The 24,661-nt window shown below is 68.0% G+C and carries 15 protein-coding genes and 2 tRNA genes; 11 read left to right on the top strand and 6 right to left on the bottom strand.

The window, feature by feature from the left end; translation table 11 throughout:
• Positions 1–99: 99 nt before the first annotated feature.
• From J2X01_RS15030 to J2X01_RS15015, 4 genes are all read right to left on the bottom strand, one after another.
• A complete protein-coding gene (locus J2X01_RS15030; protein WP_310059005.1) occupies positions 100–291 on the bottom strand; it encodes a YbdD/YjiX family protein in 192 nt (63 codons plus the stop codon).
• Between the two features lie 13 nt (positions 292–304).
• Entirely contained in the window at positions 305–2,605 is a 2,301-nt protein-coding gene (locus J2X01_RS15025; RefSeq protein WP_310059002.1) for a carbon starvation CstA family protein, read from the bottom strand.
• A 208-nt stretch (positions 2,606–2,813) separates the two neighbouring features.
• Positions 2,814–3,350 (bottom strand): PadR family transcriptional regulator, encoded by a 537-nt coding sequence (locus tag J2X01_RS15020; RefSeq protein WP_310058999.1) that lies wholly within the window; start codon positions 3,348–3,350, stop codon positions 2,814–2,816.
• Between the two features lie 132 nt (positions 3,351–3,482).
• Complete coding sequence (locus J2X01_RS15015) at positions 3,483–4,466, bottom strand: NAD(P)H-quinone oxidoreductase (RefSeq protein ID WP_310058996.1); 984 nt, start codon at positions 4,464–4,466, stop codon at positions 3,483–3,485.
• Between the two features lie 165 nt (positions 4,467–4,631).
• On the opposite strand from J2X01_RS15015, the gene J2X01_RS15010 reads away from it, so the two are divergent.
• From J2X01_RS15010 to J2X01_RS15000, 3 genes are all read left to right on the top strand, one after another.
• Positions 4,632–4,719: transfer RNA gene (locus J2X01_RS15010), tRNA-Ser, on the top strand.
• A 217-nt stretch (positions 4,720–4,936) separates the two neighbouring features.
• Positions 4,937–5,713: a VOC family protein gene (locus tag J2X01_RS15005; protein WP_310058993.1), complete on the top strand. Its 777-nt coding sequence runs from the start codon at positions 4,937–4,939 to the stop codon at positions 5,711–5,713.
• Between the two features lie 422 nt (positions 5,714–6,135).
• Positions 6,136–10,683, top strand: a complete 4,548-nt coding sequence (locus tag J2X01_RS15000) for an ExeM/NucH family extracellular endonuclease (RefSeq protein ID WP_310058990.1) — start codon at positions 6,136–6,138, stop codon at positions 10,681–10,683.
• 194 nt (positions 10,684–10,877) lie between these two features.
• Here the strand turns inward: J2X01_RS15000 and J2X01_RS14995 are convergent, their stop codons facing one another.
• Positions 10,878–12,857: an FAD/NAD(P)-binding protein gene (locus J2X01_RS14995; protein ID WP_310058987.1), complete on the bottom strand. Its 1,980-nt coding sequence runs from the start codon at positions 12,855–12,857 to the stop codon at positions 10,878–10,880.
• Between the two features lie 115 nt (positions 12,858–12,972).
• Here J2X01_RS14995 and J2X01_RS14990 point away from each other — a divergent pair, with 115 nt between their 5' ends.
• The 4 genes from J2X01_RS14990 to J2X01_RS14975 all read left to right on the top strand — a co-directional run bounded on the left by J2X01_RS14990 (position 12,973) and on the right by J2X01_RS14975 (position 18,570).
• Positions 12,973–15,213, top strand: coding sequence for a prolyl oligopeptidase family serine peptidase (locus J2X01_RS14990; protein WP_310058984.1), 2,241 nt, complete (start codon positions 12,973–12,975; stop codon positions 15,211–15,213).
• An 83-nt stretch (positions 15,214–15,296) separates the two neighbouring features.
• Positions 15,297–15,384 (top strand) — tRNA-Ser (locus J2X01_RS14985).
• A 100-nt stretch (positions 15,385–15,484) separates the two neighbouring features.
• A complete protein-coding gene (locus tag J2X01_RS14980) occupies positions 15,485–17,089 on the top strand; it encodes a phytoene desaturase family protein (protein ID WP_310058981.1) in 1,605 nt (534 codons plus the stop codon).
• On the top strand, positions 17,086–18,570 hold the full coding sequence (locus J2X01_RS14975; RefSeq protein WP_310058978.1) for an MFS transporter: 1,485 nt from the start codon (positions 17,086–17,088) through the stop codon (positions 18,568–18,570). The genes J2X01_RS14980 and J2X01_RS14975 overlap by 4 nt, the downstream gene beginning before the upstream one ends.
• On the opposite strand, the gene J2X01_RS14970 is transcribed toward J2X01_RS14975, so the two are convergent.
• Entirely contained in the window at positions 18,515–20,713 is a 2,199-nt protein-coding gene (locus tag J2X01_RS14970) for a RecQ family ATP-dependent DNA helicase (RefSeq protein ID WP_310058976.1), read from the bottom strand. The two genes, J2X01_RS14975 and J2X01_RS14970, sit on opposite strands and share 56 nt — an antisense overlap.
• Positions 20,714–20,862: 149 nt before the next feature.
• Between J2X01_RS14970 and J2X01_RS14965 the strand changes: the two genes are divergently transcribed.
• The 4 genes from J2X01_RS14965 to J2X01_RS14950 all read left to right on the top strand — a co-directional run bounded on the left by J2X01_RS14965 (position 20,863) and on the right by J2X01_RS14950 (position 24,598).
• Positions 20,863–22,281 carry a phosphomannomutase/phosphoglucomutase gene (locus tag J2X01_RS14965; RefSeq protein WP_310058973.1) on the top strand — a complete coding sequence of 473 codons (1,419 nt, stop codon included), beginning with the start codon at positions 20,863–20,865 and terminating at the stop codon, positions 22,279–22,281.
• A 4-nt stretch (positions 22,282–22,285) separates the two neighbouring features.
• Positions 22,286–22,792 carry a hypothetical protein gene (locus J2X01_RS14960; RefSeq protein WP_310058970.1) on the top strand — a complete coding sequence of 169 codons (507 nt, stop codon included), beginning with the start codon at positions 22,286–22,288 and terminating at the stop codon, positions 22,790–22,792.
• A gap of 20 nt (positions 22,793–22,812) precedes the next feature.
• Positions 22,813–23,262, top strand: coding sequence for an RrF2 family transcriptional regulator (locus tag J2X01_RS14955; protein WP_310058967.1), 450 nt, complete (start codon positions 22,813–22,815; stop codon positions 23,260–23,262).
• Between the two features lie 175 nt (positions 23,263–23,437).
• Complete coding sequence (locus J2X01_RS14950) at positions 23,438–24,598, top strand: globin domain-containing protein (RefSeq protein WP_310058963.1); 1,161 nt, start codon at positions 23,438–23,440, stop codon at positions 24,596–24,598.
• Positions 24,599–24,661 lie beyond the last annotated feature (63 nt).

Here is a 24,661-nt window from a genome sequence, read left to right as displayed (position 1 = left end):
ACCCGCTCCAGGCTCGCAGAGACGACAAAGGGCGCGGCCGGGCACTGATGTGCCCGGCCGCGCCCTCCGTCAGCAGTACCGCAGATCAGCGGACACCGGTCAGCAGCACCGGCCCTGCGGGTTGGCGTCCTGACGGTCCGTCTGGTCCCGCCAGAACTCCCGCTCGGTCATCGGCGCGGAACCGTGACCGGCTTCGGCGTAGTGGGCCAGGTACTTCGCATACGCATCCGCACCCATCACACCGCCGAGATACCGGGCGAATCCCCGGAACCCTGCGACTACAGCGTTCATCTGTGCCTCCGCATTAGTGGTGGGCAGTCTTCTCGGCCCGCCGGTCAGCCGGCAGCTCATTCCACTTCGCCAGGAGCTCACGCTCGGCCGCCGAAGGAGCCGGTCCGGCCGGGGCGAAGACACGGGACGGCAGCGCCGGATCCTCGTTGTCGGCGTTGATCCGACCGGCCTGGGCGTTGCGGAACGCCTTGTAGGTGGCGATCAGCGCCGTCGCGATAACGATGATGCTGAGCACAACGAAGATCACCGAGAGCCAGCCCTGGATCGCGGTGTTCCGGACCACGGCCTCCATGGCGGGAACGGTTTTGGCCGCACCGAAGGAGGTCTTGCCCTCCGCGAGGGCCTCGGAAAAGGCTGCGTTGTTGGCGAAGTAGCCAACCGCCGGGGTGGAGGAGAAGATCTTCTGGTAGCTGGCCGTGATGGTCACGACGGACACGAAGGCCATCGGAACCGCCACGATCCAGAGGAACTTGAAGGAGCGCCTCTTGGCTGCGATCGCCAGGCAGACGGACAGGGCGATGGCGGCCAGCAGCTGGTTGGCGATGCCGAACAGCGGGAACAGCGTGTTGATGCCGCCCAGCGGATCCGTGACGCCCATGAGCAGCACGGCGCCCCAGGCCCCGACCATGACGGCGGTGGCAAGCCACGCGCCCGGGCGCCAGGAGTGCTCCTTGAACTTCGGGATGAAGTTGCCGATCGAGTCCTGCAGCATGAAGCGCGCAACCCGGGTGCCGGCGTCGACCGCGGTGAGGATGAACAGCGCCTCGAACATGATGGCGAAGTGGTACCAGAAGCCCATCATGGCGGTGCCGCCAATGAACTGCTGCATGATGTACGCAAGGCCCACGGCCAGCGTGGGCGCACCGCCGGTGCGGGACACGATGCTGGCTTCGCCGACGTTGGCGGCGGTCTCGGCCAACATGTTCGGGCTGATGTTCACGCCGGCCAGTCCAAGGCTGTTGACCCAGGCGGCCGCGGATTCTACGGTTCCGCCGGTGAGCGCCACCGGGGCGTTCATCGCGAAGTAGAGCCCGCGATCAATGGAGATTGCCGCAACGAGGGCCATGATGGCCACGAAGGACTCCATCAGCATTCCGCCGTACCCGATGTAGCGGGTCTGGCGTTCCTTCTCGATCAGCTTCGGCGTGGTGCCGGAGCTGATCAGGGCGTGGAATCCCGAGAGCGCACCACAGGCGATCGTGACGAAGAGGAACGGGAACAGCGCGCCCGGGAAGACCGGTCCGTTGTCGCCGCTGGCGAATTCGCTGAAGGCCGGGACCGAGATTTCCGGGCGGACCACAATGACAGCCAGCGCCAGCATCACGATGACGCCGATCTTCATGAACGTGGAGAGGTAGTCCCGCGGAGCCAGCAGCAGCCAGACCGGCAGGATCGCGGCGACGAAACCGTAGATGATGAGCGCCCAGGCGATGGTGACCTTGTCCAGGGTGAAGAAGGCATGGCCCCATTCGGTGGCGGCGACGGCGCCGCCGCCGATGATGGCGGCCATCAGCAGCGCGAACCCGATCAGGGAAACTTCCATAATCTTGCCGGGGCGGATGAAGCGCAAGTAGACGCCCATAAAGAGGGCAATCGGGATGGTCATCCCGACGGAGAAGACGCCCCACGGGCTTTCAGCCAGGGCGTTGACGACGACGAGGGCCAGGATGGCGACGATGATCACCATGATCAGCAGGGTGGCGACCAGCGCGGCGGTGCCGCCGATGACACCGAGTTCCTCGCGGGCCATCTGGCCCAGGGAGCGTCCGCCGCGGCGCATGGAGAAGAACATCACGACGTAGTCCTGGACGGCTCCGGCGAACACGACGCCGATGATGATCCAGATGGTGCCCGGGAGGTAGCCCATCTGGGCTGCGAGGATCGGGCCGACCAGGGGTCCGGCGCCGGCGATGGCGGCGAAGTGGTGGCCGAAGAGGACGTTGCGGTCCGTGCGGACGTAGTCCCTGCCGTCTGCCTTGTACTCTGCGGGAGTGGCCCGGCGGTCATTCGGCTTGAGCAGGTACCGCTCAATGACCTTGGAGTAGAACCGGTAGCCGATCAGGTACGTGCACACTGCGGCGAACACGAACCAGATGGCGTTGACCGTTTCACCGCGGACAATCGCGAGCATGAACCACGCCACGCCGCCCAGCAGGGAGATTGCCGCCCAGACTGCGATCTTGGTCGGCGTCCATTTGCGGTCCTCTGCCTCGGCCGCGGAGGCGTCCAAGGCCGTGGACGGCAGCGTCGGGTCCGGCGTTAGGCCGTCGTCGACTAATACGTTCTTTGGCGTGCCATCTGGCATTGTGCCCATGTCTCCTCCTAGAGAAACCCCAACGGGGCAAATCCACTCGAAAAACGTGCCCCAAAGTACCCTACCAATCGTGCTGTTTCTTGGGTATGGCTCTGCGTCAGCCGGCCCGCCGGGTCGATGAACGGCCGGGCCGGCGCGGTGAACGGCAGGCCGGGCCACCGGTGGGGTTACTTGGAAATACCCGCGGTGTGCCCTGCCTGCCTGGGTATCAGGCGGATGGCCCGGCCAGCTGCATGAGCCGGGCTTCGCAGAGGTCCAGCCAGCGTACCTCGGCCTCGGTCTGGAAGATGAGGGAATCCAGCACCAACAGCCGGGCCGTGTCCGTGGCCCGGTGCTGGGATGCCATGTCCCGCCGGGCCTTGGTGTACTCCTGCAGGGCCCGGATGGATACGGCCCGCTGGGCATGGATAGCGGCGCCCACGTCTACGCCGGGAAGGGTCAGCCCCAGGGCCAGTTTGATGGCCAGTTCGTTCCGCGGAGGGCTGGTCCGCGGCACCGGCATGGTGAACCAGTTGCGGACCTCGACGAGCCCTGCGGGGGTGATGCTGTAGATGACGTGCCCCTCGCCGTCGGAACCGTCCTTGCGGACAAGGCCGTCGCGTTCGAGGCGATCGAGGGTGGTGTAGACCTGCCCGATGTTGAGGGGCCAGGAGGATCCGGTGCGATCCTCAAATTCGATCCTGAGCTGGTAGCCATAGCGCGGCCGGTCCTGCAAAAGGGCGAGAAGGCTGTGGCGGATCGTCATGATGCTCCCGGAGGGTAGCGGGACGACAGCATACACGCGCCCCAAGACGCGTGTATACCGCGTATGGAATTACATTACCGTTATTCTTTGTCGCGAAGCAATTCGGGATATTCCAGAACTGGAATATGTGTGCTACATAACCAGCAGGATTTTTCCCACGTGGTCGCCGCTGTCGAAGTACCGGTGCGCGGCACCGGCCTGCTCCAGCGGGAAGGTCTTTGCCACCAGCGGCCGGATCCGGCCGTCGGTGAGTAGCGGCCACACCGCGTCGCGGACGGCATCCATGATCACGGTCTTCTCCGCCACCGGCCGCGGGCGCAACGCGGTGGCAATGATCACGGCACGCTTGCTCAGCAGCTTGCCGAGGTCCAGCTCGCCTTTCGCGCCACCCTGTAGGCCGATCACCACCAGCCGGCCGTAGTCCGCCAGCGCTTCCACGTTCTGGGTCAGGTATTTGGCCCCGACGACGTCGAGAATGACATCCGCGCCTTTACCGCCGTTCTGCGCGCGCAGGCTTTCCGGGAAATCCTCCTCGGCGTAATTGATCGCGATGTCCGCGCCGAGGAACGCCTTGGCGGTGCCGACTTTTTCCGCGCTGCCCGCCGTTGTGGCGACCACGGCGCCGAAGGCCTTCGCGAGCTGGATGGCCATGGTGCCGATCCCGCCGGTGGCCCCATGGATGAGCACGGTCTCGCCCGGCTGCAGCTGCGCGGTCATGATCAGGTTGGAGTAGACCGTCGCCGCGACTTCCGGGAGGGACGCGGCCGTAACGAGGTCGACGCCGTCGGGAACCTTCAGGACCTGGCCCGCCGGCACGGCCACCTGTTGGGCGTAGCCGCCGCCGGCCAGCAGGGCGACGACCTTGTCCCCAACGGAGAAAGGCTTGCTGACACCCGGCCCGAAGCCTGCGATCCGGCCGGAGACTTCCAGCCCGGGAATCTCCGAGGCACCGGGCGGGGGCGGGTAGTGGCCCTTGCGCTGTTGGACGTCGGCGCGGTTCAGCCCCGCGGCGACGACGTCGATGAGCACTTCGCCGGTTCCGGGCACCGGGGAAGGGACGTCGCGGACCTCCAGGGTCTCGGGTCCGCCCGGCTCTGAGATATAAACAGCCTTCATGGAGAACTCCCGATCAGTAACAGACTTCTTGCGGCCTTCTGGATCCGCCTGCGGCAGACCACGTCTCAACCGCATTCTTCCAGAGTAGGCGGAGGAGCGACGCCGGTTCGTGGGAGCACGGCGTTTTTTGTTGCTGCCGACTGCCTATGAAACACTACTCGTTAGGGAAGGTTGTCCGAGCGGCCGATGGAGCTGGTCTTGAAAACCAGTGTGCGGTAACCCCGTACCAAGAGTTCGAATCTCTTACCTTCCGCGAATAATGCCCCTGCTTGAGCGCTAGCGCTCAAGCAGGGGCATTTTTGCGCGCAGGATCTGCAGGGCGCGGGCAGGCCGGTCCCGCCGGGGGCCGGTACCGGGGAACCATTGAAACCGTCGGGGCTCCGGCATAGTCTCACTTTGTCTTCACCACCCACAAGATTCCCGGCGCCCGGCAGCACTCCTCCGGCCGCGGAACAGAGCAGGAGCCCACCATGCCCACACCCCACCACTCCAACGGAGCGCCGTGCTGGATCGACCTGATGACCTCCGACACCGAAAAAGCCAAGGCCTTCTACGGCGAGCTTTTTGACTGGACCTTCGAGACGGGCGACCAGGAAAAATACGGCGGCTACATCACGGCCCGGAGGAACGGCAGGTCCGTGGCCGGAATGATGCAGAAGCAGGAAGGCCAGGCGAACTTCCCCGATGTGTGGTCCACGTACCTCCGCACCGACGACGCCAGAGCGACGGTCAAAAACGCATTGGAGCACAGCGGCCAGGTCTACGTGGAACCCATGGATGTGCCCGAACAAGGAAGTATGGCCATGATCGGCGACGCCACCGGGGCGGCCGTCGGCCTCTGGCAGCCCGGCGAGATGAAGGGCTACGAGCTCGCCGCCGAAGCCGGAACACCGGCATGGCATGAGCTTCACACCAAGGACTACGCCGCAGCGGTCACGTTTTACGAGGACGTCTTCGGCTGGGACACCGAGGTCATGAGTGACACCCCTGAGTTCCGCTACGCCACGCTGGGCGCCGGAGACGACGCCAAGGCGGGGATCATGGATGCTTCGGGCTACCTCCCGGCGGAGGTCCCCTCCCACTGGCAGGTCTACTTCGCCGTGAATGACGCGGACGCCTCCGTCGAGAAGGCCGTATCCCTGGGCGCCAAGGTGATCGACGGGCCGGAGGACTCCCCGTTCGGACGGCTGGCCACCCTCACTGACCCGACCGGTGCGATGTTCAAGATCATTGGAGCGACCTCTTAGATACGCCGGTTCGGGGCATCTGAGCCCCGCTTCTGACCTCAGGAAAAGCTGAGGAAAAACTTCAGAAATCCTTGCGCAAAACTGCCCTGGGAAATACCGGCCAGCCACTTCCACGTGGGCTACTGGCCGGTATTCTTTTGCCATGCCGGCCCGGAGTGGCCGGGCATGATCCACCTGACGCGGCTCCGGAGCCACGCCAGGCCCGTCCCTGGGGCGGGCCTTGGGGGTTCCCGGGCCTGGTGTGACGCGTTCCGCTGGGGGACGTCTCGCCGAATGCACATGCCAGACACATCGTGTTCATTCACCCCTGTTTTGATGTGCCGGGAATTGCTTGACCAGGAGTAATGACCGGCCGGTCCGCGGCATCACGCGGGCACCTTCCACCCAGCCCTTACCCGGGCACCTAATGAGAGTTAGAGCGGATGAAACACATACCTTGGAAGACCGCGCTGGGCACAGCGCTGTCGGCGGGGCTCATCGCAGCCCCGCTGGCGGCTGTGCCGGCGTTTGCCGTGGAGGTCTCCCCGGCAGCGGCTGGCAGTTCGCCAGTGATTATCAACGAGGCCTACCTCAGCGGCGGCAGCACCGGAGCGGCCTTCAAGAACAAGTTCGTCGAGCTGTACAACACGTCCGACGCCCCGGTCTCGCTGGACGGCTGGTCCCTCCAGTACCGCTCCGCGACGGGTACCGGCGTCCCCAGCAGTGTTGTACCCCTCACCGGCACCATCGCGGCCAAGGGCCTCTATTTGCTCAAGGGCGGGAGCAATGGCACGGTCGGGCTGGACCTGCCCGCCGCTGACACCACGGCCACCGGTTTCAACCCCGCCGTTGGGGGCGGAACGGTCGTGCTGGCGAAGCAGGCAACCGCCGTCACCGATCTCGGCACCGGCTCCGTCGTCGAGCCGGTCAACGTGGCCGATCTCCTCGGCTATGGCAGCTCGCTGACTTTCGAAACCCTGGCGGCCACAGCACCTTCCGGCACCGGTGACGTCAAGAGCCTGAACCGCAGCAACGGCGGGGACAGCAACAACAACTCCGCCGACTTCAGCCTCAACGCCACAATCACCCCCAAGGCCACCAACGGTGCCGCCACCCCGGTCGATCCTCCCGTCGACCCCGGACCCGGCACTCCGCCGGCAGCCCGGACCATCTCCGAGATCCAGGGCGACGGCGCCGCGAGCCCGCTGGTCGGGACCTCGGTCACCACCCGCGGCAAGGTCACCGCGGCGTTCCCCACCGGCGGGTTCGCCGGCTACTACATCCAGACCCCCGGCACCGGCGGAGACCTGACCCCCGCCAACCACACGGCGTCAGACGCCATCTTCGTCTACTCGGCCGCCACAGCCGGTTCCGTGCAGATCGGCGACTACGTCGAGGTGACGGGCGCCGTCAGCGAATACTTCGGCATGACCCAGGTGACGGTGGCCGCCGCGGCGGACATGAAGAAGCTCACCGAGGCCGCCCCCGAGGTCAAGGCCACCGGCTTTGCCCTCCCGGCCGGGGAAGCCTTCCGCGAAGCGCTCGAAGGCATGCTGCTGACCCCGCAGGGACCCGTCACGGTCACTGACAACTACTCGCTGAACCAGTACGGCGAAATCGGCCTGGCCGGCGGCACCACCCCGCTGGAGCAGCCCACCGCCGTCGCGCCGTTCGGCTCGGCCGAATACACCGCCACCGTCGCCGCCAATGCCGCCCGCGGCATCAAACTCGACGACGGCGCCACCACCAACTTCCTCAAGGACGCCGCCACCAAGGCCCTGGAACTGCCGTACCTGACCACGGCGGACCCCGTCCGCGTCGGCGCACCGGTGACCTTCAAGACCAACGTGGTGCTCAGCTACACCAACAGCTCCTGGAAGTTCCAGCCGCTGACCCAGCTGACCCCCGCCAACGCGGACACGGTCCAGCCGGCAAGCTTTGGCGCCACCACCCGCACGGACACCCCGGCATCGGTCGGGGGCAACCTCAAGATCGCCTCGTTCAACGTGCTCAACTACTTCCCCACCACGGGCGACCAGCTCACCGGATGCACCTACTACACGGACCGCGACGGAAACCCGATCACCGTCCGCGGCGGCTGCGACGCCCGCGGCGCGGCCAATGCCGAAAACCTCCAGCGCCAGCAGGACAAGATCGTCGCCGCCATTTCCAAGTCCGGCGCCGACGTTGTGACCCTCATGGAAATCGAAAACTCGGCACAGTTCGGCAAGGACCGCGACGACGCCCTGGCCAAGCTGGTCGACAACCTCAACATCGCCACGCCGGGGATCTGGGACTACGTCCGCACTCCCGCCAACGCACCCCCGCTGGCCGACGAGGACATGATCCGCACCGCCTTCATCTTCAAGAAGTCCGCAGCAGAGCCGGTGGGCGAATCCATCATCCACAACGACACTGTCGCGTTCGCCACGGCCCGCAAGCCGCTCGCACAGGTCTTCAAGCCGGTCGGCGCCTCCGATGACAAGAAGTTCATCGCGATCGCCAACCACTTCAAGTCCAAGGGCTCAGCGGCCACGCCGGACGACACCGACAAGGGCCAGGGCGCCTCGAACCTCGCCCGCACGGCCCAGGCCCAGTCGCTGCTGGCGTTCTCGGACGAACTGCAGAAATCCAAAGGCACCGACAAAGTCTTCCTGATCGGTGACTTCAACGCCTACGCCAAGGAGGACCCGATCAACGTCCTCACGGCCGCCGGGTACGTCAACCAGGACGAGAAGGCCACGAACGCCGACGGGTCCGCCAAGCACTCCTACCTCTTCGGTGGCCTGGTGGGTTCCCTGGACCACATCCTCGCCTCACCCGGAGCCAACGCCGTCGTCACCGGCGCGGACATCTGGAATATCAACTCGGTGGAGTCCGTGGCACTGGAGTACAGCCGCTACAACAACAACGTGACCGATTACTACGCTCCTGACCAGTTCCGGGCGAGCGACCACGACCCGGTGGTGGTGGGCCTGAACCTGCCGTCCACCCCCGCCAGCGTTGAACTGAACCTCCTGGGCATCAACGACTTCCACGGCCGCATCGATTCCAACACCGTGTTCTTCGCCGGGACCATCGAGAAGCTGCGGGCCGCGGCTGCCCCCGGCGCCACGGCATTCCTCTCCGCGGGCGACAACATCGGCGCCTCCCTGTTCGCCTCGGCCGTGGCCAAGGACCAGCCGACCATCGATGTGCTGAACGCCCTGGAGCTGCGCACCTCGGCCGTGGGCAACCACGAGTTCGACGGCGGCTGGGCCGATCTGCGCGACCGTGTCATCGCGGGCGGCAGCAACGCCAAGTTCCCCTACCTGGGCGCCAACGTCTACAAGAAGGGCACCACCGAACCGGCCCTGCCGGAATACACCGTGCTCGACCTGAACGGCGTCAGGGTCGCCGTGATCGGCACCGTAACGCAGGAAGTCCCCTCCCTGGTCACCCCCGCGGGCATCGCCGACCTCGAGTTCGGCGACGCCGTCGAAGCCATCAACCGCGTCGCCGCCAAGATCAAGACGGACAAACTCGCCGACGTGATCATCGTGGAAAACCACGACGGCGCCGGCGCCGGCGCCCCGGAGGGTTCCACCCTGGAGCAGGAAGTCGCCGCCGGCGGCCCCTTCGCCAGGATGGTCACCGAGGTCACCCCGGATGTTGCCGCGATCTTCAACGGCCACACCCACAAGCAGTATTCGTGGGATGCCCCGGTCCCCGGCGTTGAGGGCAAGACCCGCCCGATCGTCCAGACCGGCAACTACGGCGAGTTCATCGGCCAGATCCGGCTGACCATCGACACGAAGACCATGTCGGTCACCAGCTACAAGGCCGGCAACGTCCAGCGCACCACCACCTTGGAGCAGCCCGCTGACGTTCTCGTCCGCGACTACCCCCGGGTCGCCGCGGTCCAGACCATCGTCGAGAAAGCCCTGGCAGACGCAGCAGTGGTCGGCAACCAGCCGGTCGGCGCGGTGACCGCCGACATTACGACGGCGTTCGCCGGTTCCCCGGCCAAGCGCGACGACCGTGGCAGCGAGTCCACCCTGGGCAACCTCGTCGCTGACTCCCTGGTTGATTCGCTCAAGACCCCGGAACTCGGCGGTGCCGAGATCGGCGTCGTCAACCCGGGCGGGCTGCGCAACGAGCTGTACCACGCACCGGACGGGACCATCAGCTATGCCGAGGCCAACGCGGTCCTGCCGTTCGTGAACAACCTGTGGACCACCTCGCTGACCGGCGGGCAGTTCAAGACGCTCCTGGAGCAGCAGTGGCAGACCAACCCGGACGGCACGGTTCCCAGCCGCGCCTACCAGCAGCTGGGCCTGTCCAAGAACGTCAACTACACCTACGACGGCGCCCGCGCCGCCGGGGACCGGATTACCTCGATCCGGGTGAACGGCGAGCGGATTGACCCGGCGCAGTCCTACCGGATCGGAACGTTCAGCTTCCTGGCAACGGGCGGCGACAACTTTCGCATCTTCAAGTCCGGCACCGACACCAGGGATTCCGGACTCGTGGACCGCGACGCGTGGATCAAGTACCTGCAGGCAAACAGCCCGGTCTCGCCGGACTTCGCGCGCCGCTCCGTTGCCGTGGTGAACACCACCACCGCCGAGGTCAAGAGCGGTGAGTCCATCACCCTGGCGGTCTCCAAGCTGGATCTCACTTCGCTGGGCAGCCCGGTGAACAGCTCGCTGCGCGCCGAGTTCACGGACGCGAACGGCGTCATCACCACCCTGGCTACGGTGCCGGTTTCCGCGGGCGCCGCCACGGTTGCGGTGGCGGTTCCCGCTGGCGCCGCACCCGGCACAGGCACCCTGGTGCTCACCGCCGTCGAATCCGGCACTGTGGTAAAGACGGCCGTCCTGGTGGCAGCCAGCGTTCCGGTCCCGCCGACGTGCACGGCGCCGGTCAAGCCGGAGCGTTCCGCGGATATCGTGGGCCAGGCGAACTACGGCAAGGCAATGGCGGCCTACCGCCAGTGCCTCAAGGGCTAGCGCCCGTAGCCCCGCACCAGTGAGCATGCCCTCCCCCGGGCTGCAGCAACGGACATATAGCCCATATGTCCCTCGCTCAGCCCGTACGGAGGGCATGCTCACTTTTCGTGAGACCGGAGGCGGGGCATGCCCACTTTTCGCGGGGCCGGAGGCGGGGCATGCCCATACTCTGGTGGTCCGACGGCGGGACTCAGTCAGCGCCCGAGGATGGCACGGGCAATCTCGTCGGCGTCCCGCAGCGTGCGCTGGCCGCTGCGGTACACGGGTCCGCTCTTCTGCCGGGCCTCGGCCGCGATGGCGGTCCCCCACTGCACGGCGGACAGCTGCAGCCCCAGGACATACAGGCCCTCGGTCACCGAGCCGTTTGCGCCCAGCGCCCGGTAGGGGTGCGGCGTCACGTCCAGTCCGGACGTCGGCACCGGGGCTCCCTCGACCGTCATCACGAGCCGCGGGCGGACCAGACCTTCGGCCAGCAAATGCTCCAGCAGGGGCGACTGGTTGACGGCGACCTTGTTGGCCGGCGCCAGGGCCTCGACCATGGCCACGGCCTGCACGACTTCCCCGGCAGCGTCGTCCGCGCTGTTCCCCACCCAGGGCGAGACCGCCGTGAAGGTCCCGGCTTTGCGGTCCACGCCGAACTTCGGGTCCGGGCCGACGAACCGCACGACGCCGGCGCTGACCAGGGCAGCGAGCTGTTCGGACCGCAGTGCAGGCGGTCCGCTGGCCAGGCCCTCCACAAAGGATTCGAACCAGCCGCGCAGGCCCGCGACCCACGATTCATCGGTGATGCCGCCGTCCGCGACGGCGGTCTTCAGCACGGCCCTGCCGTGGTGCAGGGCGCCGATGGTCATCTTCACCGGGTCATCCTCCCCCAGGGCGGAACGCCGGGCGTCGTCGAGCAGATACTCGACGACGGCGTTGTCGAGTTCCGCGCGGGTGGCGAACGACCTCCCCGCCAGCGGTGCCGCAAGCCCCAGCAGGTTAAGCCGGTGGGCGGGGCGGACGTGGATTTCCAGCACGGAGTCCACCAGGTCGTCCCATTTCGCGGCGGAGTGCGCGTGCGGATGCAGCGCCTCCTCCAGCGCCTTCAGGAACTCCTTCGGTTCCGTCAGGATGGCACCCGGCTGCGAGCGCGCCAGCGTCGAGTAGTAAGCCCAGAGGGCGTCGCGGTGCAGGAGCGGCCAGAGGTCATGGTCGAAGGCAGGCCGGATTCCCGCCTCCGCGAATTTCGCCACGGCGCTTTCCGTGCAGTACCTCAGCGTCACGGCCTCGGGGTAGTACCCGGCGAGGGTCGCTTTGGCCCGGTACGGGGTGCCGCGCCGGGAGGCCGCGATGATGAGCGGTTCGCGGCCGGAGGGAAGGTAGCTCAGTCCGCCATTCTCGCCGGGCAGGAACTGTCCGCCGCGGCCTTCGGTCAGCTGGCCCATCGCATCGAAGAAGTTCAGGCCCATGCCGCGCACCAGCACCGGCTTGACCGCCGGCACCAGCGACCAGTCGACGTCGGCCGGGGCCGCCGGAGGCAGGTACAGCAGCCCGAGCTCCTCCGCCGCCGCCTGGAGGTCGCGCTGTTCGGGGTTGAGCCGCGATTCCAGGTGGCCGAGGGCCAGGACCACGGAATCGACGGTGAGGACCCCGCCGTCGGCCAGTCCGACGTCGAACCGCACACGCCCGTCGTCTCCGGGCCCGGGCGCGGCAGCGTGGCGGACGGAGGTCGCCGCCGTGTTGTGGAAGTCCACCGTGGCGCCGGCCGGAAGGCGGGACAGCAGCTCGTCCAGGGTGGAGCGCAGGTAGCGCCCGTACAGGGCCCGGCTGGGGAAGTCCGTGGACCCCAGCCCGGAGAGTTCGGCGCGATCCTCGGCGGTGAGGGAGGGGTGGGGCTGGTGCTGCTGCAGTTCACGCCAGCGGTCGAAGGTGTGGCCGGCCAGCGGGCGCGCGAGGTCAGGGTCCTCGGGGATGACGGTGGGATAGAACGACTGCGTGTTCATCAGGTACAGCCGGGACTGGCCGGGCTGCCAGACGTGTCCCGGCCCTGCGGGATAGGGGTCGATAACATCAATGTGCAAGGTGGTGTCCGGTCCGGCGGGCGCCCAGTTGGCCAGCAGCCGCTCCAGCACGCTTGTGCCCCGGGGGCCGGCGCCAATCACTGCCGTCCGGATGCTCTGCGATATGCCCACGGCATCCAGCGTATCCGCTACCGGCACCCGGCCCGGACCGCCTGGCGCCCCCGCCCGCGGCTGCAGCGCCTGGTGTGACTTGCCACTGGCGCGCCGATGTTGTTTGGATGGAATGATGACCACCGCCGAAGCTGCTCCCCCGCCCGCGCCCGAACCCGTCGACGAGAACATCTGGCTGGAGGAGATCTACGGCGAGGAACAGCTTGCCTGGGTCCGCGAACAAAACGCCCGCACCGAGGAGCTGTTGGAAGACGCGGAGTACACCTCGCTGGAAGACAGCATCCTCGAAGTACTGGATTCCACCGACCGGATCGCCATGGTGGGAAAGCGCGGCGACTGGTACTACAACTTCTGGAAGGACCGGGCGAACCCCAAGGGACTCTGGCGCCGGACCAGCTGGGACAGCTATCGCAGCGGGTCACCGGAGTGGGATCTGCTGCTGGATGTGGATGCGCTCGCGGCGGCGGAAGGCGAGGAATGGGTCTTCCACGGCGCCAACTTCCTGCGCCCGGCCACGGGTGGGACACACCGGCGGGCCTTGCTGTCCCTCTCCCCCGACGGCGGCGACGCGAACCGATACCGCGAGTTCGACGTCGAATCCCGCAGCTTCGTTGACCCGGCGGCCGGGGGTTTTGACCTGCCCACCGCCAAGGGCAACGTCTCCTGGCTCGACGCCGACACCCTGCTGGTCTCCTCCACGGCCGAGGGACTGCCCAGCACCACGTCGTCCTACGCCCGGACCGGAGTCAAACTGCGCCGCGGCGGATCCCTGACCGCGGCGGAGCGGCTGTTCGAGATCCCCGAAGACCACATGATGGCGCTTGTGGCGCATGACTCCACCCCGGGCTTCGAGCGGACCTTCGCCGTGGACTGGATCAGCTTCTTCGAGAAGACCACCTCGGTGCTGCGCGACGGCCAGTGGGTGCAGCTCGACGTGCCGGCGGACGTCAACCTCAGCTCGCACCGCGGATGGCTGCTGTTCCGGCCGCAGCAGGACTGGACCGTCGGCGGAACGAGCTACCCGGCAGGATCCCTGCTCGCAGCCGACTTCGAGGCCTTCCTTGCCGGCGGCCGGGAGCTGTCCGTGCTGTTCACCCCGGATGAGCACACCTCCCTGCAGTCCTGGAGCTGGACGCGGGATTTCCTGCTGCTGAACCTGCTGCGCGACGTTTCCTCAGAGATCCGGGTCCTCGATCCGCAGCAGCCCGGCACAGACGCCGCCTGGGCCGCCACCGTGCTGGACGCCTGCCCGCCGCTTCACGACGTCAACGCCTACGCCGTCGACGACGAGGACACCGCCGATGACTCGGACGACGACGGGACCGACGGCGCCGCACCGGTCGCCGAGGGCGAGGCGCCCGGCGCGGGAAACGACTTCTGGCTCGTGGCCACTGGATTCACCACGCCGAGCACGCTGACCCGCGGCACGCTGAAGCGCGGCGACCGGGGCGGCGTGGACAGCACCCACGAGGTGATCCGGTCCTCGCCGTCGTTCTTCAACGAAGGGGCCTATGAGGTCCAGCAGCACTTTGCCGTGTCCAGGGACGGCACCCGGGTGCCGTACTTCCAGGTGGCGTCCAGAGACCTCGCGCTCGACGGCCAGAATCCCACCCAGCTGTCCGGCTACGGCGGTTTTGAGATCTCGCGGACACCGGCCTACAGCGGCGCGATCGGCCGGGCCTGGCTGGAGCGCCGCACCGGGGAATCCGCCGGGAACGGCGGGGAAGCCCCGCACACCCGCGGCGGCGTCTACGTTGTGGCCAACATCCGCGGCGGCGGCGAATACGGCCCCTCGTGGCACCGCGCGGCCCTGCAGGACAAGCGGCACCGGGCCTACGAGGATTTCGCCGCCGTGGCCGCGGACCTAATTTCCCGCGGTGTAACGTCCCGCGCGCGGCTCGGCTGCGTGGGCGGATCCAACGGCGGGCTGCTGGTGGGGAACATGCTCACCACCTATCCGGAGCTCTTCGGGGCGGTATCCTGCGGGGTCCCGCTGCTGGACATGCGCCGCTACTCCAAGCTGTCCGCCGGGTACTCCTGGATTGCCGAATACGGCGATCCGGACGTTCCCGAGCAATGGGACTTCATCAAGACGTTCTCCCCGTACCATCTGCTCAGGGATGGGGTGGACTACCCGGAGACGTTCATCTGGACGGCCACGTCGGATGACCGCGTGGGCCCGGTCCAGGCGCGCAAGATGGCCGCCCGGATGCAGGCGATGGGCATCCCCAACGTCTGGTTCCACGAGGCGCTGGAAGGCGGCCATGCGGGCGCGTCGGACAACCGGCAGGCCGCGGCGCTGCAAAGCCGCAGCCAGCACTTCCTCTGGCGGTCCCTGGCCGGCGGGGGCGCCTGACCGGCGCGGAGCGACCCCGCGCTGCTCGTTTTGCACTGCGTGGCCCCTTCTGCGTATCCTTGGTTGGCTAGTTACTAGCAATTGGAGACGTGCCAGAGCGGCCGAATGGGCTTCACTGCTAATGAAGTGTGGGGCACAACTCCACCGGGGGTTCAAATCCCCCCGTCTCCGCGTTTGGCCCCGGTCCTGGACCGGGGCCTTTTGCGTACCCGGCGCGTCCGGGTGCCGGACACCGGACGCCTTCCCGGCGGCCTGGTGGCAGGATAAGCCCATGTCGAGGAACAACGTGTTTGACGCGATCATCGTGGGCGGCGGCCACAACGGACTGGCCGCGGCAGCGTACCTGGCCCAGGCCGGCCGGAATGTCCTGCTGCTGGAGAAGCTTGAGCATCCCGGCGGGGCCGCGGTGTCCGCCCGGGCGTTCGACGGCGTCGAAGCGCGGCTCTCGCGGTATTCGTACCTCGTAAGCCTGCTCCCGCAGCGCGTCATTGACGATCTGGGCCTGCACATCCGGCTGGCCCGGCGGCGGTATTCGTCCTACACCCCAGACCCGCACGACGGCGGCAAGGCCCTGCTGGTCGATAACGGGGATGCCGCGGCAACCGCTGCGTCCTTTGCCGCGGTAGGGGCGCCCGACGGCGAATTCCATGCCTTTACCGATTTCTACGCCCGCTGCCGGCAACTCACCGAGGCCCTCTGGCCCACCATGACCTCGCCGCTGCCGACCCGCTCCGAGGCGAGGAAACTCGCGGCCCGATCCGGGGCGGAGCCGGCGTGGGACGCCATGATTGAACGTCCCATCGGTGACACGATCGCCCGGGAACTCCAGCACGACCTGGTCCGGGGTGTCGTCCTCACTGATGCGCTGATCGGCACCTTCGCCCGGGCCGGCGACGAGGACCTGCAGCAGAACATCTGCTTCCTCTACCACCTGATCGGCGGCGGAACGGGCGACTGGGACGTCCCCGTCGGCGGCATGGGCGCCGTCTCCGGCGAACTGGAACGGGCCGCCCGCGACGCCGGCGCGACCATCCTAACGTCCGCGGACGTCACTGCCGTCCGCCCGGGAGGCGAGGTCAGCTACCGCCACGACGGCGCCGAGCACACCGCCTCCGCCTCGTGGGTCCTCGCCAACGTGGCCCCGGTGGTGCTGGACCGGCTGAGGGGCGCCGGCGCGAACGCCGCGCGGAACCCGAACCACCTCCGGGAGGGCGCCCAGGTCAAGGTGAACCTGCTGCTGCAGCGGCTCCCCCGGCTGCTGGACCGCAGCGTCGGCCCGGAGGCGGCCTTCGGCGGGACCTTCCACATCAACGAGACCTGGTCACAGCTTGACGCCGCCTACGTCGCCGCCGCGGCCGGAACCATCCCGGACCCGCTGCCCTGCGAGATCTACTGCCATTCCCTCACGGATCCCAGCATCCTGTCCCCGGAGCTCCAGGCTGCCGGAGCGCACACCCTCACCGTGTTCGGCCTGCACGTCCCGGACCGGCTGATAACTCCGGAAAACAACGACCATCGCCGGGCGGAACTGCAGGCCGCAGTCCTGAAGTCGCTGAACTCGGTCCTGGCCGAACCCGTCGAAGGGCTGCTGCTGACCGGCCCGGACGGGCGGCCCTGCATCGAAACCAAGACCACCCTGGACATCGAGCGGGCGGTCGGCATGCCGCGGGGCAACATTTTCCACGGCGGCCTCGACTGGCCCTTCGTCGAGGACGATGCGCCCCGGGACACCCCGGCGCAGCGCTGGGGCGTCGCAACGGATGACCCGCGGATCCTGCTCTGCGGCTCCGGCGCCCGGCGCGGCGGTGCCGTCAGCGCGATCGGCGGGCACAACGCGGCCATGGCGGTGCTGGAGTCCGGCCCGTTGCCCGCATGAGCGAGCCCTCGCCGCACAGGGCGGCTGCCAGCAGAACCGCTGACACCTGGAGTCCGCGCCTGGCTTTGCTCGTCGCCGGGACGTTCTTTATGGAGTTCCTCGACGGCACTGTCCTGACCACCGCGATCCCCAGCATCGCGGCGGATTTCTCCGTCCCGTCAGCGGACGTCAGCATCACCATGACCGCCTATTTGATGACGGTGGCGATGGGGATCCCGCTCAGCGGCTGGCTGGCCGAGCGGCTGGGGGCGCGGCGCGTGTTCTGCCTGGCCATAGCCACGTTCACGGTGGCCTCGCTGCTGTGCGCGCTCAGCCAGGACCTGACCATGCTGACGCTCAGCCGGGTGCTGCAGGGCGCAGGCGGCGCCATGATGGTCCCGGTGGGCACCCTCGTGGTGCTCCGCGGAACGGCCAAGAAGGACCTGCTGCGCGCCACGGCCTACCTGGTGTGGCCCGGACTGCTGGCACCCGTCCTCGCCCCGCTGGTGGGAGGGGCGCTCACCACGTTCCTGTCCTGGCACTGGATCTTCCTGATCAATCTCCCGCTCGGACTCGCGGCGTTCTTCACGGCAATGCGGCTGGTCCCGGCTACTGCCGGTGACCGCAAACGGCGCCTTGACTGGTTGGGGCTGGCGCTCACGACGCTGGGCGTCGGGTCCGTCATGGTGGGCCTGGAACTGGCCGGCGGCCGCGAGTCCGGTGGCTTGGCGGCGATCGGCATCACGGCAGGGTTCCTGTTCCTCGGCACCGCCGGCTGGTGGATGCGGCGGGCCCGCTCACCGCTCTTCGACCTGGGGGTCTTTTCCGCCCGGACGTTCCGCGCCACGGCGACCGGCGGCTTCATTTACCGCCTGACCATCAGTGCTGTGCCCTTCCTGCTGCCCCTGATGTTCCAGAACGGCTTCGGCTGGGATCCGCTCCGCGCCGGGGTCCTGGTCGCGGCGGTGTTCGTGGGCAACATCGGGATCAAACCGGCCACCACCCCGCTCATCCGGCGCTTCGGCTTCAAACCGGTGCTGGTCTTCGCGTCCCTGGCCTCGGCGGCCACTTTTGCGCTGTGCGCCCTGCTCGACGCCGGCACCCCGGAGCCGCTGATTTTCGCGTTGCTGGTGGCGAGCGGAGCCTTCCGGTCCATCGGCTTCTCGGCCTACGCCTCGGTGCAGTACGCCGACATGCTTCCCGCCCGGCTGCCGTCCGCCAATGCCGTTTCCGCGACCCTGGTGCAACTCGCGACGGCGGCCGGGATCGCCATCGGAGCGCTGCTGATCAGGGTTTTCGAGACCAGCGGTCCTCTGCTGGGCGGCGCGGGGGCTGCCGGAGGGGATCCGGCGGCACCGTACCGCGCCGCGTTCCTGGCGATTGCGGTGGTGATGTTGGTGAGCACGTTGGACAGCCTGACGCTGCCCCGCCACGCCGGGGCCGAGGTCAGCCGGCCTGGCCCAGCACCAGCGGCAGCACCGCCCCGGCGCCCGCGCGCCTGAGGGCGCGGCCGGCGACGGTCACGGTCCAGCGGCTGTCGACCAGATCGTCAATCAGCATCACGCTCCGACCCTGGATCCCGGCCAGGGCTGCTTCCAGCTCCGGTCCCACCACGAGGCGTTCCCAGACCCCGGCGAGGCGGTAGGCGCTGTTGCCGCCGCGCCCGCCGGTCGGTCCGCCGTGTTCGAGCTGCAGCTGCCCCAGGTACGGGATCCGGCCGATCTCCGAGATGCCACGGGCCAGCGAGTCGACCAGGGCCGGCTTGCCGCGGGACGGGACGCTGATGATGGCGGCGGGACGGCCGGCCCCGCTCCAGCCGGGCGTGCGGGCGTCCCCGGCGCCCCACTCGCGCAGCACCTGGACACAGGCCTGCAGCATGCCCGGGTCCACAGTGCGGTCGGGGGCTCCCGCGGCGAAGGCCTCGCGCAGGGCGCCTCCCCAGCCCAGGTCCGTGAGCCGTGCCAGTGCCCGGCCGTTGGCAACGCTCTCTTCCGGCCTGATCTTGCCCTTCACCGGCACACCGAGCCGGTCCATGCCGCTGGGCCACTGCAGCCGGGGTTCCAGCGGGACACCGGCACGGCTCAGTGTCTGGCCCGCCGCCTCGGTGGCCGCGGCGGCAATATCCGCCGGGAACCACTGCCCGGCGCAGTTGTCGCAGCGGCCGCAGGCGCGGGCGGTCTCGTCGTCGAGGACCGAGGTGATGTACTCCATCCGGCAGCCGGCGGTGTCCTGGTAGATCATCATGGAATCCTGCTCGTCCACCCGGGCCTCCGCGATCCGGCTGTACCGCTCGGCGTCGTAGGTCCACGGGCGCCCGGTGGAACGCCAGCCGCCGCCCACCCGCTCCACGGCCCCGTCGACCGCCAGGACCTTCAACAGCAGCTCCAGCGGCGTCCGGCGCAGATCCACGCGGGCCTCCAGCGCCACCGTGGACACGGCGGTCCCCGCTTCGGCGAGGGCGGTCAGCACCGCACCGGCCTTTTGCTCCGACGGCATGGACGCGGTGGCGAAGTACTGCCAGATGTCCCGGTCCTCGGAACCGGGCAACAGCAGCACGTCGGCGTTGGCCGCGCCACGGCCGGCACGGCCGACCTGCTGGTAGTAGGCCACCGGCGAGGACGGCGCCCCCAGGTGCACCACAAACCCGAGATCCGGCTTGTCGAAGCCCATGCCGAGGGCGGACGTCGCGACAAGGGCCTTGACCTGGTTGTCCTTGAGGAGCTGCTCGGCGCGTTCCCGGTCCGCGGGGTCGGTGCGTCCGGTGTAGGCCAGCACCTCGTGGCCGGCTTCGGCCAGGAGCCGGGCGGTGTCTTCGGCGGCGGAGACCGTCAGGGTGTAAATAATGCCGCTGCCGGGCAGGTCTTTCAGGTGCGTGAGCAGCCAGCCGAGCCGGTCCCGGGAGTCCGGCAGGCTCAGCACGCCCAGCCGGAGCGATTCACGGCCCAGGGCCCCGCGGATGGTCAGCACGCCGGCGCCCAGCTGCTCCTCGATGTCGTGGACCACCCGGGAGTTGGCCGTGGCCGTGGTGGCCAGCACCGGAACGGACTCCGGCAGCTGGGTGATCAGGTCCGCGATGCGCCGGTAGTCGGGGCGGAAATCGTGGCCCCAGTCCGAGATGCAGTGCGCCTCGTCAATGACCAGGAGCCCGGTGCGGCGGATCAGTTCGGGCAGCTGGTTTTCGCGGAAGGAGGGGTTGGTGAGACGCTCCGGTGAGACCAGCAGGACGTCAACCTCGTCCGCGGCGAGCTGTTCGCGGACGGTGTCCCAGTCCAGCTGGTTGGCGGAGTTGATGGCCACCGCACGGACCCCGGCCCGCGCCGCGGCGGCCACCTGGTCACGCATCAGGGCCAGCAACGGGGAAACGATCAGGGTGGGTCCGGCGCCGCGGCGGCGCAGGAGCAGCGACGAGACAAAGTACACGGCCGACTTTCCCCAGCCGGTGCGCTGCACGACGAGGGCCCGCCGGCCGCCGTCGACGAGGGCCTCAATGGCCTCAAACTGGCCGTCATGGAACTCCGCCGCCGGGTGCCCGACCAGTTCGCGCAGTACTTCCTGGGCCTGCTCCCGTGTCCCGGCGCCCCCGGAAGGGTTCGCATCGGCGCGGGAGGAAGCGGAAAGGACTGCAGCGTTCTGGTGATTGGCCATTGCTTCAGTATCCCAGCCCCCTCCGACCGCGGCGAAGCCACGGACGCCGCTATGTGGACAATCACAGCGGATGCGCCGCTGTCCGCGGGGTGAAGATACCGTCGACGCTCCGCCACGGCCGTGTTCGGCTGCAACGTAAGATAAGACGCGTGACTATGGACCAGACAAAGACTTTTGACCTCTCCGCCTCCTTCAAGGCGTACGACGTGCGCGGCATTGTCGGCGAGTCAATCACCGCCGAAATCGTCGAGGCGGTGGGCGCTGCATTCGTAGACGTCCTGCAGCTGGAGGGCAAAACGGTGCTGGTCGGCGGCGACATGCGCCCCTCCTCCCCCGAGTTCAGCAAGGCCTTTGCCAACGGTGCCGCCGCGCGCGGAGCCAACGTCCAGTTGCTCGACCTCATTTCCACTGATGAGCTGTACTACGCCTGCGGGGCGCTCAACGCGGCCGGCGCCACCTTCACCGCGAGCCACAACCCCGCGGAGTACAACGGCATCAAGATGGCCAAGGCCGGTGCCGAGCCGATCTCCTCCGAATCCGGGCTCAAGGAAATCCAGGCCCGGGCTGAGGGGTACCTCAACTCCCGTTCCATCCCCGCAGCTCCGGTTCGTGGCCTGATCGGCGTCCACGACGTCCTCAAGGGCTACTCCGAGTACCTCCGCAGCCTCGTGGACCTCCGCGGCTCGCGTCCGCTGAAGGTGGTCGTGGACGCCGGCAACGGCATGGCCGGCCTCACCACACCCGCCGTGCTCGGCGACGCCCTGCTGCCCAAGCTCCCCCTGGAGATCATCCCGCTGTACTTCGAGCTCGACGGGTCCTTCCCGAACCACCCCGCCAACCCGCTGGAGCCGGAGAACCTGCGTGACCTGCAGGCCGCCGTCGTCGAGCACGGGGCGGACATTGGACTGGCATTCGACGGCGACGCCGACCGCTGTTTCGTTATCGACGAGAAGGGCGACCCGGTCTCGCCGTCCGCGATCACCGGAATGGTGGCCCGCCGCGAGATCGGCCGCGCGCAGGGGCTCGGCGAGGCCAACCCGACCGTCATCCACAACCTGCTGACCTCCCGCGCCGTCCCCGAACTGGTGGAACGCCACGGCGGCCGGGCCGTCCGCACCCGGGTGGGCCACTCCTTCATCAAGGCTGTGATGGCTGCCGAGGGCGCCATCTTCGGCGGCGAACACTCCGCCCACTTCTATTTCCGTGATTTCTGGAACGCGGACACCGGCATGCTGGCCGCCATGCATGTCCTGGCCGCCCTGGGCGAACAGGACGGCCCGCTGTCCGAACTCGGCCGCGAATACGAGCCATACATGTCCTCCGGTGAGATCAATTCGGAAATCGAAGACAAGGCCGGCGCCGTGGAACGGGTCCGCCATGATTTCCGCGCCGAGGACGTCGAGGTGGACTACCTCGACGGCAGCACCTTCATCGCCACGGACGGCAGCTACTGGTTCAACCTGCGCCCCTCCAACACCGAGCCGTTTCTCCGCCTGAACGTCGAGGCCACGGATAAGGCCACGATGGAGCGCGTCCGCGACCGCGTCCTGGCGCTGGTCCGGGGCTAGGACCGTGTCGGAACGGCCGGCGGAAACCGCCACCGAGAGCGCCGCGCCTGGCCCTGAGACGTCCTGGCGCGGCAGCGTACCGGAGGCCAGTGCCACGGATCTGGAAAATCTGCTCGGCACCGGCGTCGGCGCGGCCCAGGAGCAGCTCGAGCGCAACGGCGGGTTCCTGCCGTTCGCCCTCGTGGTCGAGAACGACGGCGAAGTCCGGCTGGTTGCCGTCACGCCCGCCGACGCGGCCGAGGGCACGGACGCCGACTTTGATGCGGATTCGATGATCGGCGACCTCACGGAACTGCTGCGCCAGCACCGGGACGAGTTCCGCGCCGCCGCCATCGTGTGCGACATCACCCTGCTGGAAGAAGCCTCGGACGCCATCCACGTCGCCGCGGAACACCGGGACGGATCACTCTTCGCCGCGGTCCTGCCCTATGCCGTGAACCCGCACACGCACGACCTGGAATTCGGCGAGCTCTCCGCCGATACGAACGAGCCCGGCGTCTGGGTGGACTAGACCGCCGGTAAACTGGTCGTATGAAGATCAACGCCTTCGCGGATGTGAGCCTGCGCGCCATGATGGTGCTCGCGGCCGCTCCCGACGGCGGACTCCTCACCACCCAGAGCATCGCTGACGCCATCGCGACGCCGTACAACCACGTCAGCAAGGCGATGGGGAAACTGCGCGAGCTGGGAATGATCGACGTCGAGCGCGGCCGGCACGGCGGCTCGCGGCTCAGCAGTGCCGGGCGCGCCGCCACCGTGGGCCAGCTCCTGCGCCAGCTGGACACCCGCACCGACCCGGCCGACTGCGTCGCTCCCGGCGGGTCCTGTCCGTTGATCAACGAGTGCCGGCTCCGCGGGGCACTGTCCCGCGCCCGCGAGGCTTTCTACCGCGAACTGGACGACATCGTCGTCGCCTCCCTACCGACCTCCCGGCAGATGGCGCCGGTGTTCCAGGCGATCGGCCTGCGCCCGGGCCTCTGAATCGGCCCCGCCCTCGCCCGACCCGCATTGCACAGAACCGCCACGCCCGGGAATCCCTCCGATTTGAAGATGTTTTCTACGTAATGTAGAACTGAGGCATAAATACTTGTATTTCAAATACAAGTATTTTCATCGGTCCGGTTGAAGACCCCGGGCCCCTATCTCAGGAGTCAACATGCTCTCGGACAAGTCCTTCCCCGTCATCGAGGCCACCCTCCCGCTGGTCGGTTCCCGGATCGGTGAAATCACCCCCAAGTTCTATGCCCGCCTCTTCGCAGCGCACCCGGAACTGCTGGACGGGCTCTTCAGCCGTTCCAACCAGCGCTCCGGCAACCAGCAGCAGGCCCTGGCCGGAAGCATCGCCGCTTTCGCCAGCCACCTCGTGACCAATCCGGGAACGCTGCCGGAGACCGTGCTGGCCCGCATCGCCCACCGCCACGCCTCCCTCGGCATCACCGAACCGCAGTACCAGGTGGTTTACGAGCACCTTTTCGCCGCCATCGCTGAAGACCTGGCAGAGGTCATCACCCCGGAAATCGCCGAAGCCTGGACCGAGGTCTACTGGCTCATGGCGGACGCGCTGATCAAGCTCGAAAAGGGCCTTTACGCCGCGCAGGCCAACGGCAAAATGTGGAGCCCGTGGCGCGTCGCCGCCAAGACGGCCGCCGGCACCGGTTCCATGACCTTCACCCTGGAACCGGCCGACGACACTCCCATCACCGCCGCCCTCCCGGGCCAGTACGTGAGCGTCAAGGTCCAGCTCCCAGACGGGCTGCGCCAGGTCCGCCAGTACTCGCTGTCCGCAGACGCCGGCACCCGCCGCGCCTTCACCACCAAGAAGGACGACGGCGGCGAGGTCTCCCCGGTGCTCCACAACAACGTCCAGGTCGGCGATATTCTCGAGATCTCCAACCCCTACGGTGAAATTACCCTCAAGGACGGCGACGGACCGGTTGTCCTGGCCTCCGCGGGCATCGGCTGCACACCGACCGCGTCCATCCTGCGCTCCCTCGCAGACTCCGGCTCGGACCGCCAGGTCCTGGTCCTACACGCGGAAAGCGATCTGGAGTCCTGGGCGCTGCGCAGCCAGATGACCGACGACGTCGAGCGCCTCGACGGCGCCGACCTCCAGGTCTGGCTGGAACGGCCGGTCGCCGGAACCAAGGAGGGCTTCATGTCACTGCGCGAAGTGGACCTGCCGGCCAACGCCTCGCTGTACCTGTGCGGTCCGCTGCCGTTCATGAAGAGCATCCGCAACGAGGCCATCAATGCCGGCATCCCGGCCACGAAGATCCACTACGAGGTCTTCGGCCCGGACATCTGGCTGGCCAGCTAAAACACTCATCGATTGAGAGTCCGACGGCGGCCCCGCACCTTTCGCAACAAAGGTGCGGGGCCG

The sequence above is a fragment of the Arthrobacter ginsengisoli genome, assembly GCF_031456935.1.
GTDB lineage: Bacteria > Actinomycetota > Actinomycetes > Actinomycetales > Micrococcaceae > Arthrobacter > Arthrobacter ginsengisoli.
The sequence above is the reverse complement of the archived record's forward strand: the minus strand, read 5'-3'. Positions and strand labels throughout refer to the sequence as shown.

What these genes read in the sequence shown, in the direction of transcription:
- J2X01_RS15030 (WP_310059005.1), bottom strand. Translation starts at nt 291, where the DNA reads ATGAACGCTGTAGTCGCAGGGTTCCGGGGATTCGCCCGGTATCTCGGC.
- J2X01_RS15025 (WP_310059002.1), bottom strand. Translation starts at nt 2,605, where the DNA reads ATGGGCACAATGCCAGATGGCACGCCAAAGAACGTATTAGTCGACGAC.
- J2X01_RS15020 (WP_310058999.1), bottom strand. Translation starts at nt 3,350, where the DNA reads ATGACGATCCGCCACAGCCTTCTCGCCCTTTTGCAGGACCGGCCGCGC.
- J2X01_RS15015 (WP_310058996.1), bottom strand. Translation starts at nt 4,466, where the DNA reads ATGAAGGCTGTTTATATCTCAGAGCCGGGCGGACCCGAGACCCTGGAG.
- J2X01_RS15005 (WP_310058993.1), top strand. Translation starts at nt 4,937, where the DNA reads ATGCCCACACCCCACCACTCCAACGGAGCGCCGTGCTGGATCGACCTG.
- J2X01_RS15000 (WP_310058990.1), top strand. Translation starts at nt 6,136, where the DNA reads ATGAAACACATACCTTGGAAGACCGCGCTGGGCACAGCGCTGTCGGCG.
- J2X01_RS14990 (WP_310058984.1), top strand. Translation starts at nt 12,973, where the DNA reads ATGACCACCGCCGAAGCTGCTCCCCCGCCCGCGCCCGAACCCGTCGAC.
- J2X01_RS14980 (WP_310058981.1), top strand. Translation starts at nt 15,485, where the DNA reads ATGTCGAGGAACAACGTGTTTGACGCGATCATCGTGGGCGGCGGCCAC.
- J2X01_RS14975 (WP_310058978.1), top strand. Translation starts at nt 17,086, where the DNA reads ATGAGCGAGCCCTCGCCGCACAGGGCGGCTGCCAGCAGAACCGCTGAC.
- J2X01_RS14970 (WP_310058976.1), bottom strand. Translation starts at nt 20,713, where the DNA reads ATGGCCAATCACCAGAACGCTGCAGTCCTTTCCGCTTCCTCCCGCGCC.
- J2X01_RS14955 (WP_310058967.1), top strand. Translation starts at nt 22,813, where the DNA reads ATGAAGATCAACGCCTTCGCGGATGTGAGCCTGCGCGCCATGATGGTG.
- J2X01_RS14950 (WP_310058963.1), top strand. Translation starts at nt 23,438, where the DNA reads ATGCTCTCGGACAAGTCCTTCCCCGTCATCGAGGCCACCCTCCCGCTG.